The organism is Neobacillus cucumis (genome assembly GCF_016908975.1).
In the GTDB taxonomy this organism is placed as follows: domain Bacteria; phylum Bacillota; class Bacilli; order Bacillales; family Cytobacillaceae; genus Neobacillus; species Neobacillus cucumis.
In genome coordinates this window covers 23415-41589 of sequence record NZ_JAFBEX010000019.1, presented here as the reverse complement: position 1 = coordinate 41589, position 18175 = coordinate 23415, and the positions used below count along the sequence as shown (strand labels likewise).

At 36.3% G+C, this 18175-nt stretch carries 18 protein-coding genes and 1 riboswitch; of the genes, 11 read left to right on the top strand and 7 right to left on the bottom strand.

The features are described from left to right. Positions 1–103 precede the first annotated feature (103 nt). Both JOC76_RS21830 and JOC76_RS21825 read right to left on the bottom strand, forming a co-directional pair. Positions 104–1057 carry a MerR family transcriptional regulator gene (locus JOC76_RS21830; RefSeq protein ID WP_205180882.1) on the bottom strand — a complete coding sequence of 318 codons (954 nt, stop codon included), beginning with the start codon at positions 1055–1057 and terminating at the stop codon, positions 104–106. Between the two features lie 205 nt (positions 1058–1262). Next, complete coding sequence (locus tag JOC76_RS21825; protein WP_205180881.1) at positions 1263–2051, bottom strand: HAD family hydrolase; 789 nt, start codon at positions 2049–2051, stop codon at positions 1263–1265. Between the two features lie 143 nt (positions 2052–2194). On the opposite strand from JOC76_RS21825, the gene JOC76_RS21820 reads away from it, so the two are divergent. The 6 genes from JOC76_RS21820 (at position 2195) to helD (ending at position 9221) form a co-directional block, all read left to right on the top strand. Continuing rightward, on the top strand, positions 2195–2929 hold the full coding sequence (locus tag JOC76_RS21820) for a polysaccharide deacetylase family protein (RefSeq protein ID WP_372441991.1): 735 nt from the start codon (positions 2195–2197) through the stop codon (positions 2927–2929). Between the two features lie 107 nt (positions 2930–3036). Next, entirely contained in the window at positions 3037–3861 is an 825-nt protein-coding gene (locus tag JOC76_RS21815; protein WP_205180880.1) for a DUF2935 domain-containing protein, read from the top strand. A 154-nt stretch (positions 3862–4015) separates the two neighbouring features. Next, positions 4016–4363: a hypothetical protein gene (locus JOC76_RS21810; protein WP_205180879.1), complete on the top strand. Its 348-nt coding sequence runs from the start codon at positions 4016–4018 to the stop codon at positions 4361–4363. 118 nt (positions 4364–4481) lie between these two features. Next, on the top strand, positions 4482–5984 hold the full coding sequence (locus tag JOC76_RS21805) for an aminotransferase class V-fold PLP-dependent enzyme (RefSeq protein WP_205180878.1): 1503 nt from the start codon (positions 4482–4484) through the stop codon (positions 5982–5984). Between the two features lie 80 nt (positions 5985–6064). Continuing rightward, positions 6065–6553, top strand: a complete 489-nt coding sequence (locus tag JOC76_RS21800; RefSeq protein ID WP_205180877.1) for a L,D-transpeptidase family protein — start codon at positions 6065–6067, stop codon at positions 6551–6553. 343 nt (positions 6554–6896) lie between these two features. Beyond that, positions 6897–9221 carry an RNA polymerase recycling motor HelD gene (helD, locus tag JOC76_RS21795; RefSeq protein WP_205180876.1) on the top strand — a complete coding sequence of 775 codons (2325 nt, stop codon included), beginning with the start codon at positions 6897–6899 and terminating at the stop codon, positions 9219–9221. A gap of 48 nt (positions 9222–9269) precedes the next feature. On the opposite strand, the gene JOC76_RS21790 is transcribed toward helD, so the two are convergent. Both JOC76_RS21790 and JOC76_RS21785 read right to left on the bottom strand, forming a co-directional pair. Continuing rightward, positions 9270–9404 carry a BA3454 family stress response protein gene (locus JOC76_RS21790; RefSeq protein ID WP_205180875.1) on the bottom strand — a complete coding sequence of 45 codons (135 nt, stop codon included), beginning with the start codon at positions 9402–9404 and terminating at the stop codon, positions 9270–9272. Between the two features lie 259 nt (positions 9405–9663). Continuing rightward, positions 9664–9894 (bottom strand): hypothetical protein, encoded by a 231-nt coding sequence (locus tag JOC76_RS21785; protein ID WP_205180874.1) that lies wholly within the window; start codon positions 9892–9894, stop codon positions 9664–9666. Between the two features lie 372 nt (positions 9895–10266). Between JOC76_RS21785 and asnS the strand changes: the two genes are divergently transcribed. Next, on the top strand, positions 10267–11658 hold the full coding sequence (gene asnS / locus JOC76_RS21780; protein WP_205180873.1) for an asparagine--tRNA ligase: 1392 nt from the start codon (positions 10267–10269) through the stop codon (positions 11656–11658). A 104-nt stretch (positions 11659–11762) separates the two neighbouring features. On the opposite strand, the gene JOC76_RS21775 is transcribed toward asnS, so the two are convergent. Beyond that, the gene (locus JOC76_RS21775) at positions 11763–13247 is read right to left on the bottom strand and encodes an amino acid permease (RefSeq protein WP_239557884.1); all 1485 of its coding nucleotides are present in this window, start codon (positions 13245–13247) and stop codon (positions 11763–11765) included. Positions 13248–13397: 150 nt separating this feature from the next. After that, positions 13398–13587, bottom strand: a riboswitch (Lysine riboswitch). Between the two features lie 208 nt (positions 13588–13795). On the opposite strand from JOC76_RS21775, the gene JOC76_RS21770 reads away from it, so the two are divergent. Next, a complete protein-coding gene (locus tag JOC76_RS21770) occupies positions 13796–14611 on the top strand; it encodes a YitT family protein (RefSeq protein ID WP_205180872.1) in 816 nt (271 codons plus the stop codon). 56 nt (positions 14612–14667) lie between these two features. Here JOC76_RS21770 and JOC76_RS21765 read toward each other — a convergent pair whose 3' ends face one another. Beyond that, positions 14668–15024: a winged helix-turn-helix transcriptional regulator gene (locus JOC76_RS21765; protein WP_205180871.1), complete on the bottom strand. Its 357-nt coding sequence runs from the start codon at positions 15022–15024 to the stop codon at positions 14668–14670. A 137-nt stretch (positions 15025–15161) separates the two neighbouring features. Between JOC76_RS21765 and JOC76_RS21760 the strand changes: the two genes are divergently transcribed. After that, complete coding sequence (locus JOC76_RS21760; protein WP_205180870.1) at positions 15162–15794, top strand: nitroreductase family protein; 633 nt, start codon at positions 15162–15164, stop codon at positions 15792–15794. Between the two features lie 45 nt (positions 15795–15839). Here the strand turns inward: JOC76_RS21760 and JOC76_RS21755 are convergent, their stop codons facing one another. Next, positions 15840–16454 (bottom strand): PH domain-containing protein, encoded by a 615-nt coding sequence (locus JOC76_RS21755; protein ID WP_205180869.1) that lies wholly within the window; start codon positions 16452–16454, stop codon positions 15840–15842. A 223-nt stretch (positions 16455–16677) separates the two neighbouring features. Here JOC76_RS21755 and JOC76_RS21750 point away from each other — a divergent pair, with 223 nt between their 5' ends. Then, positions 16678–17652, top strand: a complete 975-nt coding sequence (locus JOC76_RS21750) for a DMT family transporter (RefSeq protein WP_205180868.1) — start codon at positions 16678–16680, stop codon at positions 17650–17652. A 153-nt stretch (positions 17653–17805) separates the two neighbouring features. Next, positions 17806–18144, top strand: a complete 339-nt coding sequence (locus JOC76_RS21745) for a YmaF family protein (protein WP_205180949.1) — start codon at positions 17806–17808, stop codon at positions 18142–18144. Positions 18145–18175 lie beyond the last annotated feature (31 nt).

Below are 18175 nucleotides of genomic sequence, written 5' to 3'. Positions count from 1 at the left end.
AATCCCCCCTAATAATAGAATAAACTAAAAACCAAGAGTGACGGAAGATAACAAGAATCCTATAATATAAAGGAACGCGACAAATAGACTGACAAAGTTCTTCTTAAGACCAAAACTTCCACCATTTTTTTTCTTTTGCTGCAGCAACATCACGGAATTGAGTTAACATTTGTTGGAAGGCTAATTCTCTTTGGGTAACTTCGTGGCGGTATTGATCCCGCTCCTCAATGAGGCATTCACGATCTTTCATTAGGGTTTCTGCAAGACTCGAGATCTCATTATTTGTGACATCTACATAATGAGAGATCTCTTCTGTTGTCTCCGACAGCTGCTTAGATAGAGAGAAGATTTCTTCTGAGGTTTCTAATGACGCGTGTGTCACTTTATTAGCTAGCTGCTTTAATGTTTCCGTCGTTTCCTCCGAGGATTTTTCAACAGTCTCTGTTAATTCTTGAATCTCTGCCTTTGTGTTTTCGCTAGATTTATATATGGAGTCAGTTATTGATTTAACCGTAACAAATGTGCTCTTAGAAATTTCTTTTTTAACTTCGTCTAATACCTCTTTGCGGACAACACTTCGAATTTCGTCCTTCACTTCACTTAAGAACGTTTGTTTATAGGTTTCGATTGCCTCAAGAAACAGCTCTGAATTTATTATTCCACTGTCCTCAGGTCTCACCTGTGTAATCGCTTCTTCAGGTATAACGTTTAAAGAGACTTCCGGTTCGGGAGTATTATTCTTTATAGTTTTTAATTGTGTAGAGTCCAAAGGCTCAAGGGGAGCCGCTTCTTCAACAAATATTTCTGAAAAAACTTCCGGCTTAGGCGAATCTTCGATTTTTTGTATCTCTTGGCGAATGGCCTCTTTACTAACTTTTTTGTCAGCCATTTGTTTGATTTCTAATAACAACTCAATCTCTAAATCTGTATATATTCTAGCTCCTTGTTTTGTACGAGGAATATCTAGTAAATCTTCAAAGTCTTGTTCCCATTTTCGTAGTGTTCCAGGCGACACATTTATTTTTTTGGATACTTCTTTTAAGGTATAGGTCTTCATTAAGAATCCATTCCTCTCTCTATTTATATAGGGAAATTCTGTCCATTTACTAGTTATTCACCATTGGGTATACTTTTTTCCTGCTGCTTGACAAAAGCTTTCAAAACAAGACCTAAACCACAATATATCAACATTTTTTTGCAAAAATGGCGAAGGATTATGTGTTAAAAAAGTGCAGGTATTAAATGGACACCTGCACTTTTTATTATTCAACTAGACCAAGCATCTTTAATCCATTAGATATGCCTGAGTTTGTCACTTCAGTTGTTTTATATTTAGCATATTGGAAAATATCACGATGTCCATTCCCCATCGCAAAACTTTCACCAACAGCTTGAAGCATTTCTTTATCATTCATTCCATCACCAAAGGCAATGGCTTGTTCTTTAGGGATGTCAAGATATTTTAATAGCATTTGTATCCCATACCCTTTATTGACTTTATCTCTAATGACATCATAGCAATTCTTTAGTCCTTCAACATTAACTTGTGATAAATGAATATCGTTCTCGCTTTCATAAAGTGCCACATCACCAGGTTTTAAATTAATCAGGGTTATCCCTAAAACATCATGATCAAATTCTGGAGAATAGGCTTTATTCTTATGGAAGTGAAACACTTCAATAAAATCATGGATAAACGGGGCATTAAGGTTTGTAAAGATATTTTCTTTATTTGTATAAAAAACTGCATCATGGTTGTGCACATCAGCTATCTCTATGTACCTTTTTACTAGGGATTTCTCTAGTGGTTCCTGAAAAATGTCTTCGCCCTTATAAATCGCATAGGCCCCATTATAGCCAATAAATGATTGGATGTTTAATTCAGAGGCTAGATTATCGATCTCATGAAGTGGTCTTCCTGTGGCTAGAAATACTTCAATTCCTTTAGATTGAACCTCGGCAATAGCTTTTTTGGTGGATTCTTCAACCTTGTTATCTGGTGAGACGAGTGTACCATCAATATCCAGAAATAGAACTCGATACTTTGTCATAATGTTGCTCCTTTTTGTATAGTCAGGAATAGTTTACCACTTTTCTTAAGAAGAAATCATCAATATAGTGGCGAATGAAATTTCAAGCATAAGGAAATAGTAATCTTGAATCTTTTAAACTCAGGTGAAGTGAGGAATTGTAAGTGATAAAATTTTTTCTTTTTTTGTTAGGAATTGCAATTATGTTTACTCCTGATAAGGCAAGTGCTGCTCAGAAGTTCCCAATCCTTATCTATCATTCAATCGCAGAATATGCGGGTACGGGTTTAAAAGAGCTTTATGTTACCCCGGAGAACTTTGAAAAACAGATGATTTATTTAAAAGTTCATGGATTTACCTTATTAACTTTTGAAAGGTGGGAGGAAGCTAAGAAAGTAAAAAAACCGATTTTTATTACTTTTGACGATGGCTACAAGAATAACTTAAATGCATTTGCTGTTTTTCAAAAACTGCAATCAAGAGTATTTAAGCCGACAGCGACTATTTTTGTCATATCGGACTTTATTGGGCGTCCGAATCGCTTAACGAAAGCCGATATTAAACAAATGACAAATTCAGGATTAATTTCAATTCAATCACATACGGCTTCTCACCCGGATCTAACCAAAACAGATAATCTTCTATATGAACTTGAGGACTCTAAAGAAAAAATACAGGAATTAACCAATAAAAAGGTAATTGCCCTTGCGTATCCATATGGAAATACCAATAGTAGAGTAATCAATGAAACGAAAAAGTATTATTCATTTGGACTAACAACTACTCCAGGACCCTTTACCTTTACAGGGATAAAAGATGAATTATTCATTATGCCACGCACCTATATTAAATATTCTACGACCATGGAACAATTTGCCAAAATAGTAGAGGTGGAATAAACATGACGGTTTCCTTTTTATAGGAAATCGTTTTTTTGATGAAAAAATTTTTAAAAAATTTCTAGGTTAAGGAAGGTGCGAATATCCTCTTATAGAGGGGGATTGAGATGGCAAGTACTATTAGCGTTTGGGAGGAACATTTATTTTGGTTAGAAATTCTACAGGATCATGCTATTTTTGTTAGGGACCATTTATCTGTGGAAGAAAGGAATGCGATTTCTACCGCTGAAGGATTTAATCAATCATTTCAAAGTTTACTGACTAGATTGAAACAATTGAATCCATCATTAGTTTATAGCTCCGGTGAAATGACTTCATTTGCCCAACAAGCCTATCCTACTGTATATGAATATTTCCGATACGAGGGACATTTACAAAATTTAAGGATAAAAAATGACATAAACCTAAACTTGTCACCTACTTATCTAAATGGAACTTTAAATGAAAATCAAGAATATTTACGGTTATTATCTTATTTTGTAAAAGCTGAGCAGCCTGTATCTCTTAGCCTAGATCAATTGTTAGATTTATGGCTAGAGGACCAGCTCGGTCACATTATTTTGTTAAGAAATTTAGCTGATCCGATTGAATTAACAGTCGAACGACAATCGGATCATTATGCGCAAAGATTCCAGATGTTTATCCTACAGAATCACCATGTGAAAGGATTCTTACGCTTCACTGAGCAAGGGTTCCCTCGTCAAAAAGAACTGGCATTAGAAGTGGGGAGAACCGTTATTGAAATGAATCAATATATCCGATCAATTGTGGAAAAATATATGGGAAAAAGGGTATTAAATAAAACGACACTTCGATTCCTTGAACACCATTTCCCTGAAACTTGTTATTTTATAAAAAAATTGGCGGAATTTGCGCCGGAGCTTCAGTCCGAAAGTGTTCATTGTTCACTGCGAAAACCATCATTTGGGTAGTATAAAAACTGTGTAAAGCTTTTTGTGGCTTAACACAGTTTTTTTGTTAGTAAAAAATTTGGGAATGAAACGACAATGTAAAGCGACGGAAACTTCTATGTAATTAAAAATCGTTATAATAATGAAATAGTGAATTTAATAGGTGGGTGGTCCAATGGAAGAAACGATGATGAAATCATATTTACAAAAATCACTAGACGAATGGAAGGATGATATTTCTCTAGTCCTTTCTGAGATTGCAAAAGAATATGATGAAGTGGCACAGGAATTAAAAGTTTATTCTTATAAGTATGGAATTACAAAACAGGTCATTCAATCCACAGTTAACGAAGAGATCATTGAAAAAATTCGCGAGATGTATCATAAACCCTTTGAAGAAAGTTATAATCAATTGAAAGAGTACATAAAAGATTTAGAGGAAAAGCGAAGAGTTTTCCAAATGTTTATTCAAAAAATTGAAGAGGTTACTAAAAAGGAATCTGCTAAGATTACTACTTACTAAAAATGTGAGCAGCCATAAAAAATTGGCTGCTCTTTTCTTTTGTTGAATACAAAATAAACGGTGTTATTGGGCCTTGCATATATTGTAGTGAAACTAAAAATTTGGGGGTGTTGAACATATGATTACGGCGAATATTGGAAGTAATACATTTCGAATACCGGAAACCCTTGAAGAATATTTTGAACCATTTCGCTCACAAGTGGTTGGAGCGGACCAAGAATTTGATTCCCCCTTTGGAAAAAAGAAAATAATTTATGCCGATTGGACAGCTAGCGGACGGTTATATCATCCCATCGAGCAAAAAATTTCTGAGGTATTTGGACCATTTATGGCCAATCCCCATACGGAATCAAATTTTACTAGTTTAATGATGACAGGATTATACAAGCAATCGAAGAAAATTATAAAGGACCATGTTCATGCAAATCAGCATGATGTGGTAATTCTCGATGGCTTTGGTATGACTTCTGTTATAAATAAATTTCAGAGAATCTTAGGAATTAGAGTACCTGAAAAATGGAGAAATCGTATTAAACTTCCAGAGCGGGAAAGACCAATCATTTTTATTACTCACATGGAACATCATTCCAATCAAACATCATGGCTCGAAACGCTAGCGGACGTCGTTATAGTTAACCCGGATTCAGCTGGAAAAGTGGATCTAAATCATTTAGAACAATTACTTAATAGGTATAAGGATCGGCAATTAAAAATTGGTTCCTTTACGGCATGCTCAAATGTAACAGGGATTCAAACACCATATCATCAGCTTGCCAAGCTTATGCACCAACATGGAGGGTTGTGTTTTGTTGATTTTGCTGCATCTGCACCATATGTAGAGATTAATATGCACCCGGAAGACCCGCTCGAAAAATTGGATGCGATATTTTTTTCACCACATAAGTTCCTAGGGGGACCGGGAACAAGCGGTGTATTGGTTTTTGACTCGCGTATATACACGAATATGGTTCCCGATCATCCAGGCGGAGGAACGGTATTGTGGACGAATCCTTGGGGTGAGCATCAATATTTCAAAGAGATAGAGTTGCGGGAGGATGGAGGAACCCCAGGGACTCTGCAATCGATACGTACAGCTCTATGTATTAAGCTAAAAACGAAGATGGGGATTACCAATATTTTAAACAGGGAAAAAGAGCTGCTTAATCTTTTGTTTACCCACCTGGAAAAACTACCAGAGGTTCGAATTTTGGCAGGAGAATCAAAGGACAGAATTGGGATTGTTTCGTTCCATATTGAAAACATTCATTATAATTTAATTGTTCGGCTTCTCAATGATCGATATGGCATTCAGGTAAGAGGGGGATGTTCTTGTGCCGGTACGTATGGTCATTATCTATTGAATATTGATAAGACCAATTCAAAAAAGATTGCTGAGAAATTAAACCATGGGGACATGTCTGTTAAGCCAGGATGGGTAAGATTCTCTGTGCACCCTTTAATGACAAATAAGGAAATTCTTACTTTTGTTCATGCAATAAAGGAAATCATTGAACACATTGACGAGTGGAAAAAGGATTACGTCTATGATTTGGTTAGCAATGACTATTTTTATATTCATCACCTTCGTGAAGATATGTCACCATTTTTTAGATTTAATTAATATTAAATATTTCTGCTTGAACTGGGCTGTCAACCCCAAACTGATAGAGGCATATGCTATCAGAAGAAAGGTGGGATAGCATGATTCATACAGTCCAGCCAGGCGAAACACTGGGAACCATTTCAGTTGACTACAGAGTAAGCCTGAAACGCCTTTATGCAGCAAATCCCGGCATTGGACAATTACATGTTGGACAAAAAATTCAAATCCCTGGACTGCCCGAGCCAAGTACTATAGCGTATACAATTCAGATTTCCGTTGGAAAACGAAGACTTACATTATACAATAATGGCAGATTAGTGAAAATTTTTCCAATCGCTGTAGGGAGGATGTTAACACAAACACCTGTAGGAGATTTTGTCATTGTTAACCGTCAGTATAACCCTGGTGGTCCATTTGGAGTCTTATGGCTTTCATTGTCAAAACAAGGCTATGGGATTCATGGGACAAATGACCCGAGCTCCATTGGAAAGGCTGTTTCCCATGGGTGTGTAAGGATGTATAACCGGGACGTTCTGCAGCTAGCAGAAATAGTTCCCAATGGTACTCGCGTAAGTATTCGCCCATAACCAGAAAAAGGCCGATTTTTAATAATCAGCCTTTTTTTAATGTTACCAATATGTCAATAAAAATTTAATTATTTGTTTCTTTTTATCTAATAATAGAGTAATAAGCGATGATATGGACAGATGATTGCAAAGGCATCTTTATGGAGGATAGATATTAGCGAAATCACCAAACACCCTATGGCGTTTGGTGATTTGATATTATTAGCTTGATAATAATATGGAGGCATGGTAAAATGACAGATGGTATAATATGTATTAATGGTTAAAGTGTATAAAATACTCTATTATAACATTAACACAAAAAGTAAATGATGTCAAGGAATTATAAATGGGGAGTGGTTAGATGAGTGAAAAACAAAGCACCGAATTACACGATGAACAGGAAAGAGTAGGTAAGGTCGTAAAGGTCATCGAGCAAAAGATTGGGAATCTAAATAAGGATGCCGGTACGGTTCGCTCAGATGTAATCGAAATTCGTAAGTCGTTTTGGGAGGATGTTACAGTTAACCTGGATGAACCGGATGATGTTATTGAAACCGCAGCAAGTATAAAGCAACAAGCTGAACTTCTCTCAGAGCGTGAACGGACTCATAGACATATGGATAAAAATCTCCAGACACTTGCAAGATTGAAGTATTCGCCATACTTCGGTCGAATTGACTTTTTGGAGGAAGGAGAAAATAGGGTTGATCAGGTCTATTTGGGTATTGCTTCCTTAATGGATGAAAATGATGAAAATTTTTTAATCTATGATTGGCGTGCACCAATATCAAGTCTGTATTATGATTATTCTCCAGGGTATGCAGAATATAAAATACTCGAAGGTAAGATTGAAGGAGAAATGACTTTAAAACGGCAATTTATAATTCGAGATTCAAAAATCAAAGCCATGTTCGATACGGGTGTAACCATTGGTGATGAAATACTTCAGGAAGTGCTAGGAAACAATGCAAATACTCAAATGAAGAGCATTGTAGCAACGATCCAACGCGAACAAAACGAAATTATCCGTAATGAGCGCAGTAAAATCCTAATTGTTCAGGGGGCGGCAGGAAGCGGGAAAACTTCAGCTGCATTGCAGCGTGTTGCCTATTTGCTTTATCGTTTTCGAGGGAGCTTAAACGCTGAAAACATTTTGCTATTTTCACCAAACCCATTATTTAACAGCTATGTTGCGACTGTTTTACCTGAACTAGGCGAAGAAAATATGCAGCAATCCACATTCCAAGAATATCTAATGGAGAGATTAGGAAAGACCTACGATGTGGAGGATCCATTTTTGCAGATGGAGTTCCTGCTTGGGGATCATAGCAAAGAGGAATATAAGATAAGAGCTGAAGCTATTCGTTTTAAGGCAAGTCTTGAGTATAAATCAATGATTGACCAATACGTGTCAGCACTATCAACCAAGGGTTTAATCTTTAAGGACTTATCCTTTAGAGGTGATTGTATCATCTCTAAGAAGGAGATTGGCGATTATTTTTATAAGCTGGATAGTTCCTATTCTATTCCAAATAGAATGCAGCTCGTAAAGGAATGGTTATTAAAAGAATTAAAGCGTGCGGTTAAACGAGAACGTTCTCGAAGTTGGGTAGAAGAAGAAATTCAATTTCTGGAAAAAGAAAACTATATGGAGGCATATAAAAAGCTACAAGAGAAAAACGGATTTACGGGAGATACATTTGATGATTTCGATCGCGAGCAGAGGCTGCTAGCGGAAATGGTGGTAAAGGAAAAGTTTAAACCGTTATTTAAGAGAGTGAAAAACTTTAAATTCATTGATTTAACAGAAAATTACCTTCAGTTGTTTAAGACAAGTGAACATACTTTAATACGCCTTCCAGACCATTGGTCACAGATTAGTAAACAAACAGTGGAACAAATTAAACAGAGAGTTATTCCTTATGAAGATGCAACACCAATTGTTTACCTGCAAGACTTAATAGAAGGTCGGAAATCCAATACAGCCATCCGTCATATTTTTATAGATGAAGCTCAAGATTATACGCCTTTTCAGTTCGCTTTTATCCAACGTTTGTTTCCTTACAGCAAAATGACATTGTTAGGTGATTTTAATCAGGCCATTTTTTCTGGGGCAACTGGTTCTGAAACAGTATTGACCGATTTTGATAGTAGGAGTGAAAAGGTTGAAACCTATGTACTCAACAAAACTTATCGGTCTACAAGAGAAATTGTGGAATTTACGCGAGCATTGATTGATGATGGTGATAAAATAGAGCCATTTAATCGTAGGGGTAACAAGCCAACTGTAAAAAGGGTAGAGAAGACAAAGTTAAATGGAGAAATCCTAAAAGAAATTATAAAGTTTAAAGCAGAAGGACGTCAGACGGTTGCAGTGATTTGCAGGACAGAAGCAGAAAGTAAAGCATTGTTTGAGGACCTAAAGGAAGATATTGCGCTTCATTTAATTGAAAAAGGGACCATTTCTTATGAAAAGGGCATAAATGTGATACCATCTTACTTAGCCAAAGGGATTGAATTTGATGCTGTAATTCTTTATGATTGTTCCCGTTATCAACAGGAAAGTGAACGAAAATTATTTTATACGGTATGTACACGTGCAATGCATGTCCTGCATTTGTTTACAACAAGTGAAATTAGTCCTCTAATGTCTTGTGTACCTAAGGATTATTATATAATGGAATAAATATTAAGCGGCAGGGGTGTTTTATGAATCCTGCCGCTTTTTAAGCGATTACTTCTTCCATTGCTTTTGAACTTGTTCAGTGGCTAGACGTAAGATTTCATCTTCAGATGTTTCTCGGTGTGCGATGACATTCGTCAAATAGCTTCTACCTTCTAAAGTTACTGTTACTTCTACTTGTACCATTTAATCACCTTCTCTAATTTATAATAATAGGTTAATTTAATTATATTTAATCTAAAATGTGTGTATGGGAGAGTTTAAGGACTTGGCTATGGTAAACAATCAAAATGATATTTCAAATTGAGATGCAAAATCGGGGTCTGACTAAGTTGGCTTGGGTTTTGAAAGACTTACTTTTTGGGAAGCACTAGGGTTTGTTTATTATATAACAAAGACCTTTCAAAATGGAAGTGGAATATTCTGTAATATAACTAATATAGAATCACACTTCGATTACCATAAATTCATCGACAAATAATTGAATCTCTGCTTTTTTAATTTTGTTTTTCCTTAAATAAGACTCTGCTGTCACTAGATGTGCTTTAACGGAACCGTCTCTTTTTAAATCATGGAGGGAAGCATCACCATTTAATAATTGGATCGCTTTTTCTCTTATTTGTTGGTTCTTTGAAGAATGATAAAGCAAATAGGCAATACAGGTCACCTTGTCCACTGTCTAACCCCCAATCATGAATTCTATATTATAAATGAATTCGACTTTAACATAACTAATTCCTGCTAATTTTCGGAGAGATTTCTGAAAAATAAGATAATATTTGGAGAGTTTTGTGGGACCAAGATGATAAGTGTTGTAAGTGCTTTCTAATAAAATGTTAATTTTCTAATATAATGAATAATTTGTTGGATATTGCTTATAGGACGTTGTTTTTTGTATAATATTGAAGGGATAAAAGAAAATGGTTGAGAGTCAGGAATCTACCTTTCGTCCCTTAGGGGGATGGGAGGTTTTTTATTATACTGAATGGATAACAGATTAACCCTGACTATTAGTGAACCTTTTACATAGGATTTAGGAGGAAGAAGAATGAAACAGGCCTTAGTCAAGGATTTGTACAGAAATACTGAAAGTTTTATTGAAAAAAAGGTGCAATTGTCTGGCTGGATCCGAACAATCCGTGATTCTAAAACTTTTGGATTCATTGAGTTGAATGACGGCAGCTTTTTTAAAGGAGTACAAATCGTATTCGATGAACAACTAGATAACTTTAAGGAAATTACAAAGCTACCAATCAGCTCGTCAATAAAAATAGAGGGAGATTTTATTTATACACCTCAAGCAAAGCAGCCTTTCGAAATAAAAGCAACGAAAATTAATATTGAAGGTACATCAAATGTTGATTTTCCGCTTCAGAAGAAAAAACATAGCTTCGAATATTTAAGAACGATTGCACATTTACGTCCAAGAACAAATACATTTGCAGCAGTTTTCCGTGTTAGATCATTAGCATCCTATGCGATCCATAAATTTTTCCAAGATAAAGGTTTCGTTTATGTACATTCACCAATTATCACAGGAAGTGATACCGAGGGTGCAGGGGAAATGTTCCGTGTTACCACTTTGGATATGGACAATCTTCCAAAGAATGAGGAAGGAAAAACAGATGTAACAAAGGACTTCTTTAATAAAGAAACAAACCTTACTGTTAGCGGTCAGCTTTCAGGTGAGGCATTTGCTCTGGCATTTAGAAATGTTTATACATTCGGGCCGACATTTAGAGCGGAAAATTCAAATACAGCCAGACATGCAGCTGAGTTTTGGATGATTGAGCCTGAGCTGGCATTTGCAGAGCTGCCAGATATTATGGACCTAGCAGAAGAAATGGTAAAATATGTAATTGGTTATGTGTTGGAACAGGCTCCAGAAGAAATGAACTTCTTTAACAGTTTTATTGAAAAAGGATTGTTAGATCGATTGAATAAGGCTAATACAGCAAATTTTGGCCGTGTTAGTTACACAGAAGCTATTGAATTATTGGAAAAATCCGGAGAGAAATTTGCTTATCCGGTTGAATGGGGACTAGACCTGCAAACCGAGCATGAACGTTATTTATGCGAAAAGATCTTTAAACGTCCAGTATTTGTTACGGATTATCCAAAAGAAATCAAAGCATTCTATATGCGTTTAAATGATGACAACAAAACTGTTGCTGCAACTGATTTACTAGTACCTGGAATCGGTGAATTAATTGGCGGTAGCCAGCGTGAAGAACGTGAAGATATTCTTGCTGGAAAAATTAACGAATTAGGTATGAATGAAGAAGATTATTGGTGGTACCTGGAACTAAGAAAATACGGTGGAACCAAGCATTCTGGTTATGGTCTAGGATTTGAACGTTTAATTATGTATTTAACAGGTATGTCAAATATTAGAGACGTTATTCCGTTCCCAAGAACAACAGGGAATGCAGAATTTTAATGTAATACAAAAAAGGTCAGTTCATATGAATTGACCTTTTTGTATTACATTAATTTGCTTAGAAATGGAAAAAGCACGCGGTTGCGTGCTTTAATCTAAAAATCTTAAACCTCTAAATTACATTTTTCCAGAGGAATCACTTTGGTCTTTTTCGTGAATTTGTATCCAAGCCATAAGAGAAGGAATAATGGAAGACCAATATAGGATACTAGAACACCGTTCCAATCAATATGGTCACCCATAAAAGCGGAATAGTTTTGGCCTAAAACAACAAAAGCACAAACGGCAAAGGCAAAAATCGGACCAAATGGGAAAAATCTTGATTTATAAGGTAATAGGTCTATATCTTTACCTTGAGCCACATAGGCTTTGCGGAAACGATAGTGACAAATCGCAATTCCAAGCCATGCAATAAAGCCTGACATACCCGATGCGTTCAATAACCATACATAAACAGTTCCATCTCCGAATAATGAGGCCAAAAACGCAAGTGTTCCGACTAAAGTTGTTACAATTAAGGCATTAACTGGAACACCATTTTTATTAAGTTTACCGAGAAATTTAGGTGCTTTACCTTGACGTGCTAAATCCCAAAGCATCCTGGTTGATGCATACATGCCTGAATTACCAGCAGATAAAACGGCTGTTAATATTACGGCATTCATAACAGAAGCTGCGAACGCAATACCCGCTTTTTGGAAAACAAGTGTGAATGGGCTAACCGTAACGTCTCCATTTGCCAAGTTCCCATTTGTGTATGGTATAAGAAGTCCAATGACTAAAATAGCTAATACATAAAATAATAAAATACGCCAAAATACTGATTTTACTGCTTTTGGTATTGATTTACTAGGGTCATCAGTTTCACCAGCTGCTACACCTAATAATTCTGTTCCTTGGAAAGAGAAACCTGCTGCCATAAAAATCCCTAGCATCGACATAAAACCGCCGTGGAATGGCGCATCTCCTATGGTAAAGTTTGAAAAGCCAATTGCATGATCTCCCATGATACCAAAAATCATCAATGATCCGGTAACTACAAAAATAATGACTGTTACAACTTTAACTAGGGAAAACCAATATTCTGCTTCTCCAAACCCTTTTACAGAAAGGTAGTTTAATAGGAACATAATCACTAAGAATATAGCGCTCCATACAATTGATGGAGTAGTTGGAAACCAGAATTTCATGATCATCGTAACTGCAGCGAGTTCTGCAGCGATTGTAATTGCCCAGTTGTACCAGTAATTCCAGCCAAGCGCAAATCCTAAAGACGGATCAACAAATTTAGTTGCATACGTACTAAAGCTTCCAGCAACAGGCATGTACGCACCCATCTCCGCTAAGCTTTGCATTAAGAAGTAAACCATTAATCCAATAACAAGATAGGAAATAATCGCACCGCCTGGTCCGGCCGAGTGGATGGCTCCACCGCTTGCAAGGAATAACCCAGTTCCAATGGTTCCGCCTAGAGAAATCATCGTCAAATGGCGAGATTTTAAGCTTCGTTTTAATTCATTTGAATCCTTTTTTGATGTATGTCTATCTGAATGAATATCTTCTAATGGCCTTGCTGTTTGTGGTTGCATATTACGACTCCTTTTCTTATTTTATAAAGGCGCTGCTAACGTACGCAAGGATCTGTATGATAAGCTTGCGATGTTCAAGAAGGAGTTTCGGAATAAAAAATGCCATCGAAGCAGAGTCGATGGCATTGTTAATACCCCGCATCATACCTTCCGAAAGATAGCTCAACACGTTTGCTTGGTAGGTTCAAACGTGACAGTTCTGTTTCTATTCGAAGACAGACCCAGCATGCTTTTTTAGAGAACAAAGCATACTTCGGCAGTTTTTCCTTTTAGACGGAGTCTGGGATGTCTCTACATCTCGTCCGTCTTACTGATAAAAACCGCGACCTCTACCTCATCGGTTTTTGATGAGGATTTTACTATTAAAATTAATATACTACTAAAGTATAATTTATATCTTAAAATTGTCAATGTGTTAGTTAATAGTCAGTTAAATCAAAATAGACAGATTATTTTTGCTATTAGAAAAAAACTATTAAGTTTACTTTCATTAAGAGAATCAGTATCATTTAAAAAAAAGAAAAAATTGGGAGGCAGGAGGATTTGCCATGCAGATTATTGGAGTAATTGCCGGTTCCCTCATTGTAGTGGTGGCATTTAACCTTTTTTTAATTCCTCACGCTGTATTAAGCAGCGGATTAAGCGGAATATCAATGATATTAGGGATGATTACCCCGCTTAATACCGGTTTGGCAAACTTTCTATTGAATTTACCACTGATCATTATTGGTTATAAGATGCTAGGAAAGAAATTCATTATGAATACTATTTTTTCTGTAGTTATCATTTCAGTGGGCCTATACATAGTGCCTGTACTTCCAATTGCGAAGGATTCTATTCTTTCATCCATCTTTGGAGGGATTTTGGCAGGTCTTGGAGTAGGGCTGGTCTTTCGTTCATCGGGGTCAACCGGCGGATTTGACATCATTGGGATGATTGTATCCAGAAGAAAGGATTTTCCTATAGGTGTGTTACTTTCGGGTATGAACGCTGTTGTCATTGTGATTAGTGGATTTTTATTAAATTGGGATGCAGCACTTAATACTTTAATATCTATTTATTTAACCGGAAAAGTAGTGGATACGATCTATACAGATCATGCTAAGTTAACCTTGATGATTATTACGGATAAAGGTCAAGAACTAAGGGAACATTTACTGGCCAATCTCTATAGAGGTCTTACTGTCATGGACGGGATTGGAGCATACTCCAAAGACAAGCGAAACATTATCATAACTGTCATTACTCGATATGAACTTAATGAAGTCAAAAACCTTATTGTTGAGGTGGATCCGTGTGCTTTTGTCAATATCACGGAAACGGTTGAAGTAATGGGGCTGTTTCACAGAAAAAATCGGTTTTAGTACATAAAAGAGGCTTGCATGTATAATCACGTGCAAGCCTCTTTTTAGTAGCCATTCTACGTATTTGACCGATTTTTCGTCCATTTTACTAATGTATTTATTACTTCTTCAAGATTTTTTCCGGCAGCTGTAAGTTCATACTCCACTCTTTTAGGAGAGGTAGCAATCACCTTTTTGGTAATTAACCCTTCTGATTCCAAATCTCGAAGCCGCTCTGTTAACAAACGGTCGGAAATTGCAGGGATTAAGGAAATAATTTCATGATATCGCTTGGGCCCAGTCATCAGTGCATAGATAACCGCACCCATCCATCGTTTACCAATGAATTCAATCGCATTATGAAAATTCGTGCAGACATGTTTACTTTCCTTTTCTGATTCGGACCTACAGGAATGTTTGTTGAGTTCATTCATTTTTACAACCTCTTTTTAACTTTTCTAAGAATATAATATCATAATTTTTTTCCTTGACGATAGGTACTTACTTTTAGTAAGATGAAAAAATGAACTTACTAAAAGTAAGTGAAAAAGTCCTAGGAGGAAAATTTCTCATGGAAACAATTGCTGAAAAAAGATTAACAGACGTAATGAAAGAACGTCGCTCAGTAAGAAAATATGAACCTAATGTTTCAATTTCTGTAGAAGAAATTAAAGATATGATTAAAGAGGCAACAACTGCACCATCATCAAGTAATTTACAGCCATGGCGCTTTATTGTAATTCAAGATCAAGAAAAAAAAGCAGAGTTAAGAACGATTGCGTTCAACCAAGAACAGGTTGAAACAGCTTCTGCTGTTATTGCTGTCTTAGGTGACAAGGAAATGTATAAAAGCATTGAAAAAGTGTATCAAAGTGCCTATGAAGCCGGATTTATGGATAAAGTGAGTATGGAGCAATTAATTGCTAATGGTAACAGCACATACCCACATGCACCTGAAGAGGTTCGCAAAAATATTGCCACATTCGATGCGGGGCTGATCTCTATGCAGTTGATGCTGATTGCGAAAGAAAGAGGCTATGATACAGTACCGATGGCTGGCTTCGATAAACAGAAATTCATCGAAAGATTTAATGTTTCCGGTCGCTATTTTCCAATTTTATTACTTCCAATTGGAAAGGCCGCAGCACCAGCACACAACACAACACGGTTACCACTAGAAGATGTGATAATTGATTATCAATAAAAATGAAGCACCCCCAAGCTTGAATTCTCTTGGGGGTGTTTTATTTTAGTTATTAATATATTTTTCAAAGACAAATCCAAAATCCTTTACACAATATTGTTTTTTACTATCCTCCAGCCATTGGAAGGCAGCTTGGTTTAACATTTTGAATTGAACTACCAGATTGCTATCAGGACTTGTAATTCGACCCAGTGTTGTAGAAGCAACATCCAAGCTTTGCTTTGCAAATTGTAGACTGATTTCATTTTCATGGGAAATCTCAGATATTTTAATTAATGCCTTATATAAGTCTTTTATTTCCTCAATATGTTTCTTGTGGACATCAATTGAGAAGGGGACGGAACCAATCTTAAATTTTATTTCCACATCCAGATCAACAGTGCCCGCAGTTTCCAACATGACATCAGTAATTCGATGGGTTGCATAACTATAACGATGCAGCATCCGTTTTTTACTTGTAGCACTTGTTCCATCAAGATGAATAAGTGCGTTATTGGTAAAACAATATTCATCTGACTTTGATTTAATTAAAAAATAAATCTTCTCATTGTCTTCATGCATGACATAATCGTCTGCATCGACCTTATCATAATTCTCTGGTTTAATAACCGAACCAACATCACTTAAACCTAAAATATCTGAAGCTACTTTTCCGAACATTTTATCAACCTCACTTTTTATTATTATCTTAAGCTATGTACGAAATAGGGACCAAAAGGTTTCAACCGTTTGATTGTTTTTTAAATCGACAGAATATTTTATGCAGGACATAAAAGCATATGCGTGTTTTATCATAAGATATGTTAACATAAAATTCAGAATCCTGGTATAATGTTACAAATTGATTCAAACGGGAAAAAATACAAGGAAAGGAAAGTGAAGAATGCGACCGATTATTTTAGGCATCTTTGCCGCTTTCTTTTTTGCGATTACCTTTATATTAAATAGATCAATGGATCTGGCAGGAGGAAGTTGGGTTTGGAGTGCTACTTTAAGGTACTTCTTTATGGTGCCTTTTCTGCTCTTAATTGTAATCGGGAGAAAGAATTTTAAACAATTACTACTCGAAATGAAAAAAAGACCGGGTGCATGGTTATTATGGAGTACCATTGGTTTTGGCTTCTTTTATGGACCAATCTGCTTTTCAGCAGCATATGCTCCAGGGTGGTTGATCGCAGCAACTTGGCAGATTACCATTATTTCCGGTTCGATGCTGGCGCCACTATTTTACGAAACTGTCATAACCGAGAAAGGACCTATTCAATTGCGAGGGCAAATTCCCTTTAAAGGGCTAGGTATATCTTTAATTATTCTAGTAGGGATTATTTTAATGCAATTTGACCAAGCGAACCGCTTGTCGTTGATTTCTATATTTCTTGGAGTATGTCCAGTCATTATTGCATCTTTTGCTTACCCATTAGGAAATAGGAAAATGATGGAGGTTTGTGGGGGCAGACTTGATGTCTTTCAAAGGGTATTGGGTATGACGCTTGCAAGTTTGCCTTTTTGGATTGTCTTATCAATCTATGGTCTTATTCATGACGGTCCACCAAGTCTTGGGCAAACGACACAATCTGGACTTGTCGCCATTTCTTCAGGTGTTATAGCCACAGTTCTTTTTTTTCAAGCAACTGATTTAGTAAGAGGCGATATGCAAAAGCTCGCATCGGTCGAGGCAACTCAATCGATGGAGGTTTTATTTGCTGTGATTGGGGAATTATTGCTTTTGAATTCTGATTCAGATATGCCTTCTACTTTATCATGGAGCGGTATGGTATTAGTCATGATTGGGATGGTGCTTCACAGCCATTTTTCTAACAAAATAGTAAAACGAAAAATACAAAATGTAAGTGCATAGTAGAAGATTTACTTCCAATATGTTGGTTTTGGTTTTTTTCCTAAAATTTACTCCTCCTTTAAATGAATCGCAAAATTTTTTTACCTGTTTTCTATTTTAATAGTTGGCTGCATATAGTTGTAACGTTAATATTTCTTTAACGGGGTGGTTAAGATTAGAAATACAGGTAAGGATGATTTTGTCCAAGGTTTTGTTCCGCATCATAATCATGGTTCGGTAGATTATACGGGAGTTAGTTCAGGTCATGTACATCAATGTTTGGATATAACATCACCACCAATTCCAACTCAAGACGGCGGTCATATTCATTATACGGAGGGATATGTTCTCTTCGAGGATGGTCATACCCACCATTATCAAGCTTATTCCGGTCCGGCTATTCCTGTAGGAAATGGAATGCATGTCCATTATTATGACTTCCATACAACGGAGGATAATGGACATAGTCATCATGTGAAGGGGGTGGACCACCCAGCACCAGGTACAAAATAACGACTACAAAAAACCAATCTAATGTAGGATT

Coding starts and splice junctions, on each gene's coding strand:
- JOC76_RS21830 (WP_205180882.1), bottom strand. CDS start 1,057: ATGAAGACCTATACCTTAAAAGAAGTATCCAAAAAAATAAATGTGTCG.
- JOC76_RS21825 (WP_205180881.1), bottom strand. CDS start 2,051: ATGACAAAGTATCGAGTTCTATTTCTGGATATTGATGGTACACTCGTC.
- JOC76_RS21815 (WP_205180880.1), top strand. CDS start 3,037: ATGGCAAGTACTATTAGCGTTTGGGAGGAACATTTATTTTGGTTAGAA.
- JOC76_RS21810 (WP_205180879.1), top strand. CDS start 4,016: ATGGAAGAAACGATGATGAAATCATATTTACAAAAATCACTAGACGAA.
- JOC76_RS21805 (WP_205180878.1), top strand. CDS start 4,482: ATGATTACGGCGAATATTGGAAGTAATACATTTCGAATACCGGAAACC.
- JOC76_RS21800 (WP_205180877.1), top strand. CDS start 6,065: ATGATTCATACAGTCCAGCCAGGCGAAACACTGGGAACCATTTCAGTT.
- helD (WP_205180876.1), top strand. CDS start 6,897: ATGAGTGAAAAACAAAGCACCGAATTACACGATGAACAGGAAAGAGTA.
- JOC76_RS21790 (WP_205180875.1), bottom strand. CDS start 9,404: ATGGTACAAGTAGAAGTAACAGTAACTTTAGAAGGTAGAAGCTATTTG.
- asnS (WP_205180873.1), top strand. CDS start 10,267: ATGAAACAGGCCTTAGTCAAGGATTTGTACAGAAATACTGAAAGTTTT.
- JOC76_RS21775 (WP_239557884.1), bottom strand. CDS start 13,247: ATGCAACCACAAACAGCAAGGCCATTAGAAGATATTCATTCAGATAGA.
- JOC76_RS21770 (WP_205180872.1), top strand. CDS start 13,796: ATGCAGATTATTGGAGTAATTGCCGGTTCCCTCATTGTAGTGGTGGCA.
- JOC76_RS21765 (WP_205180871.1), bottom strand. CDS start 15,024: ATGAATGAACTCAACAAACATTCCTGTAGGTCCGAATCAGAAAAGGAA.
- JOC76_RS21760 (WP_205180870.1), top strand. CDS start 15,162: ATGGAAACAATTGCTGAAAAAAGATTAACAGACGTAATGAAAGAACGT.
- JOC76_RS21755 (WP_205180869.1), bottom strand. CDS start 16,454: ATGTTCGGAAAAGTAGCTTCAGATATTTTAGGTTTAAGTGATGTTGGT.
- JOC76_RS21750 (WP_205180868.1), top strand. CDS start 16,678: ATGCGACCGATTATTTTAGGCATCTTTGCCGCTTTCTTTTTTGCGATT.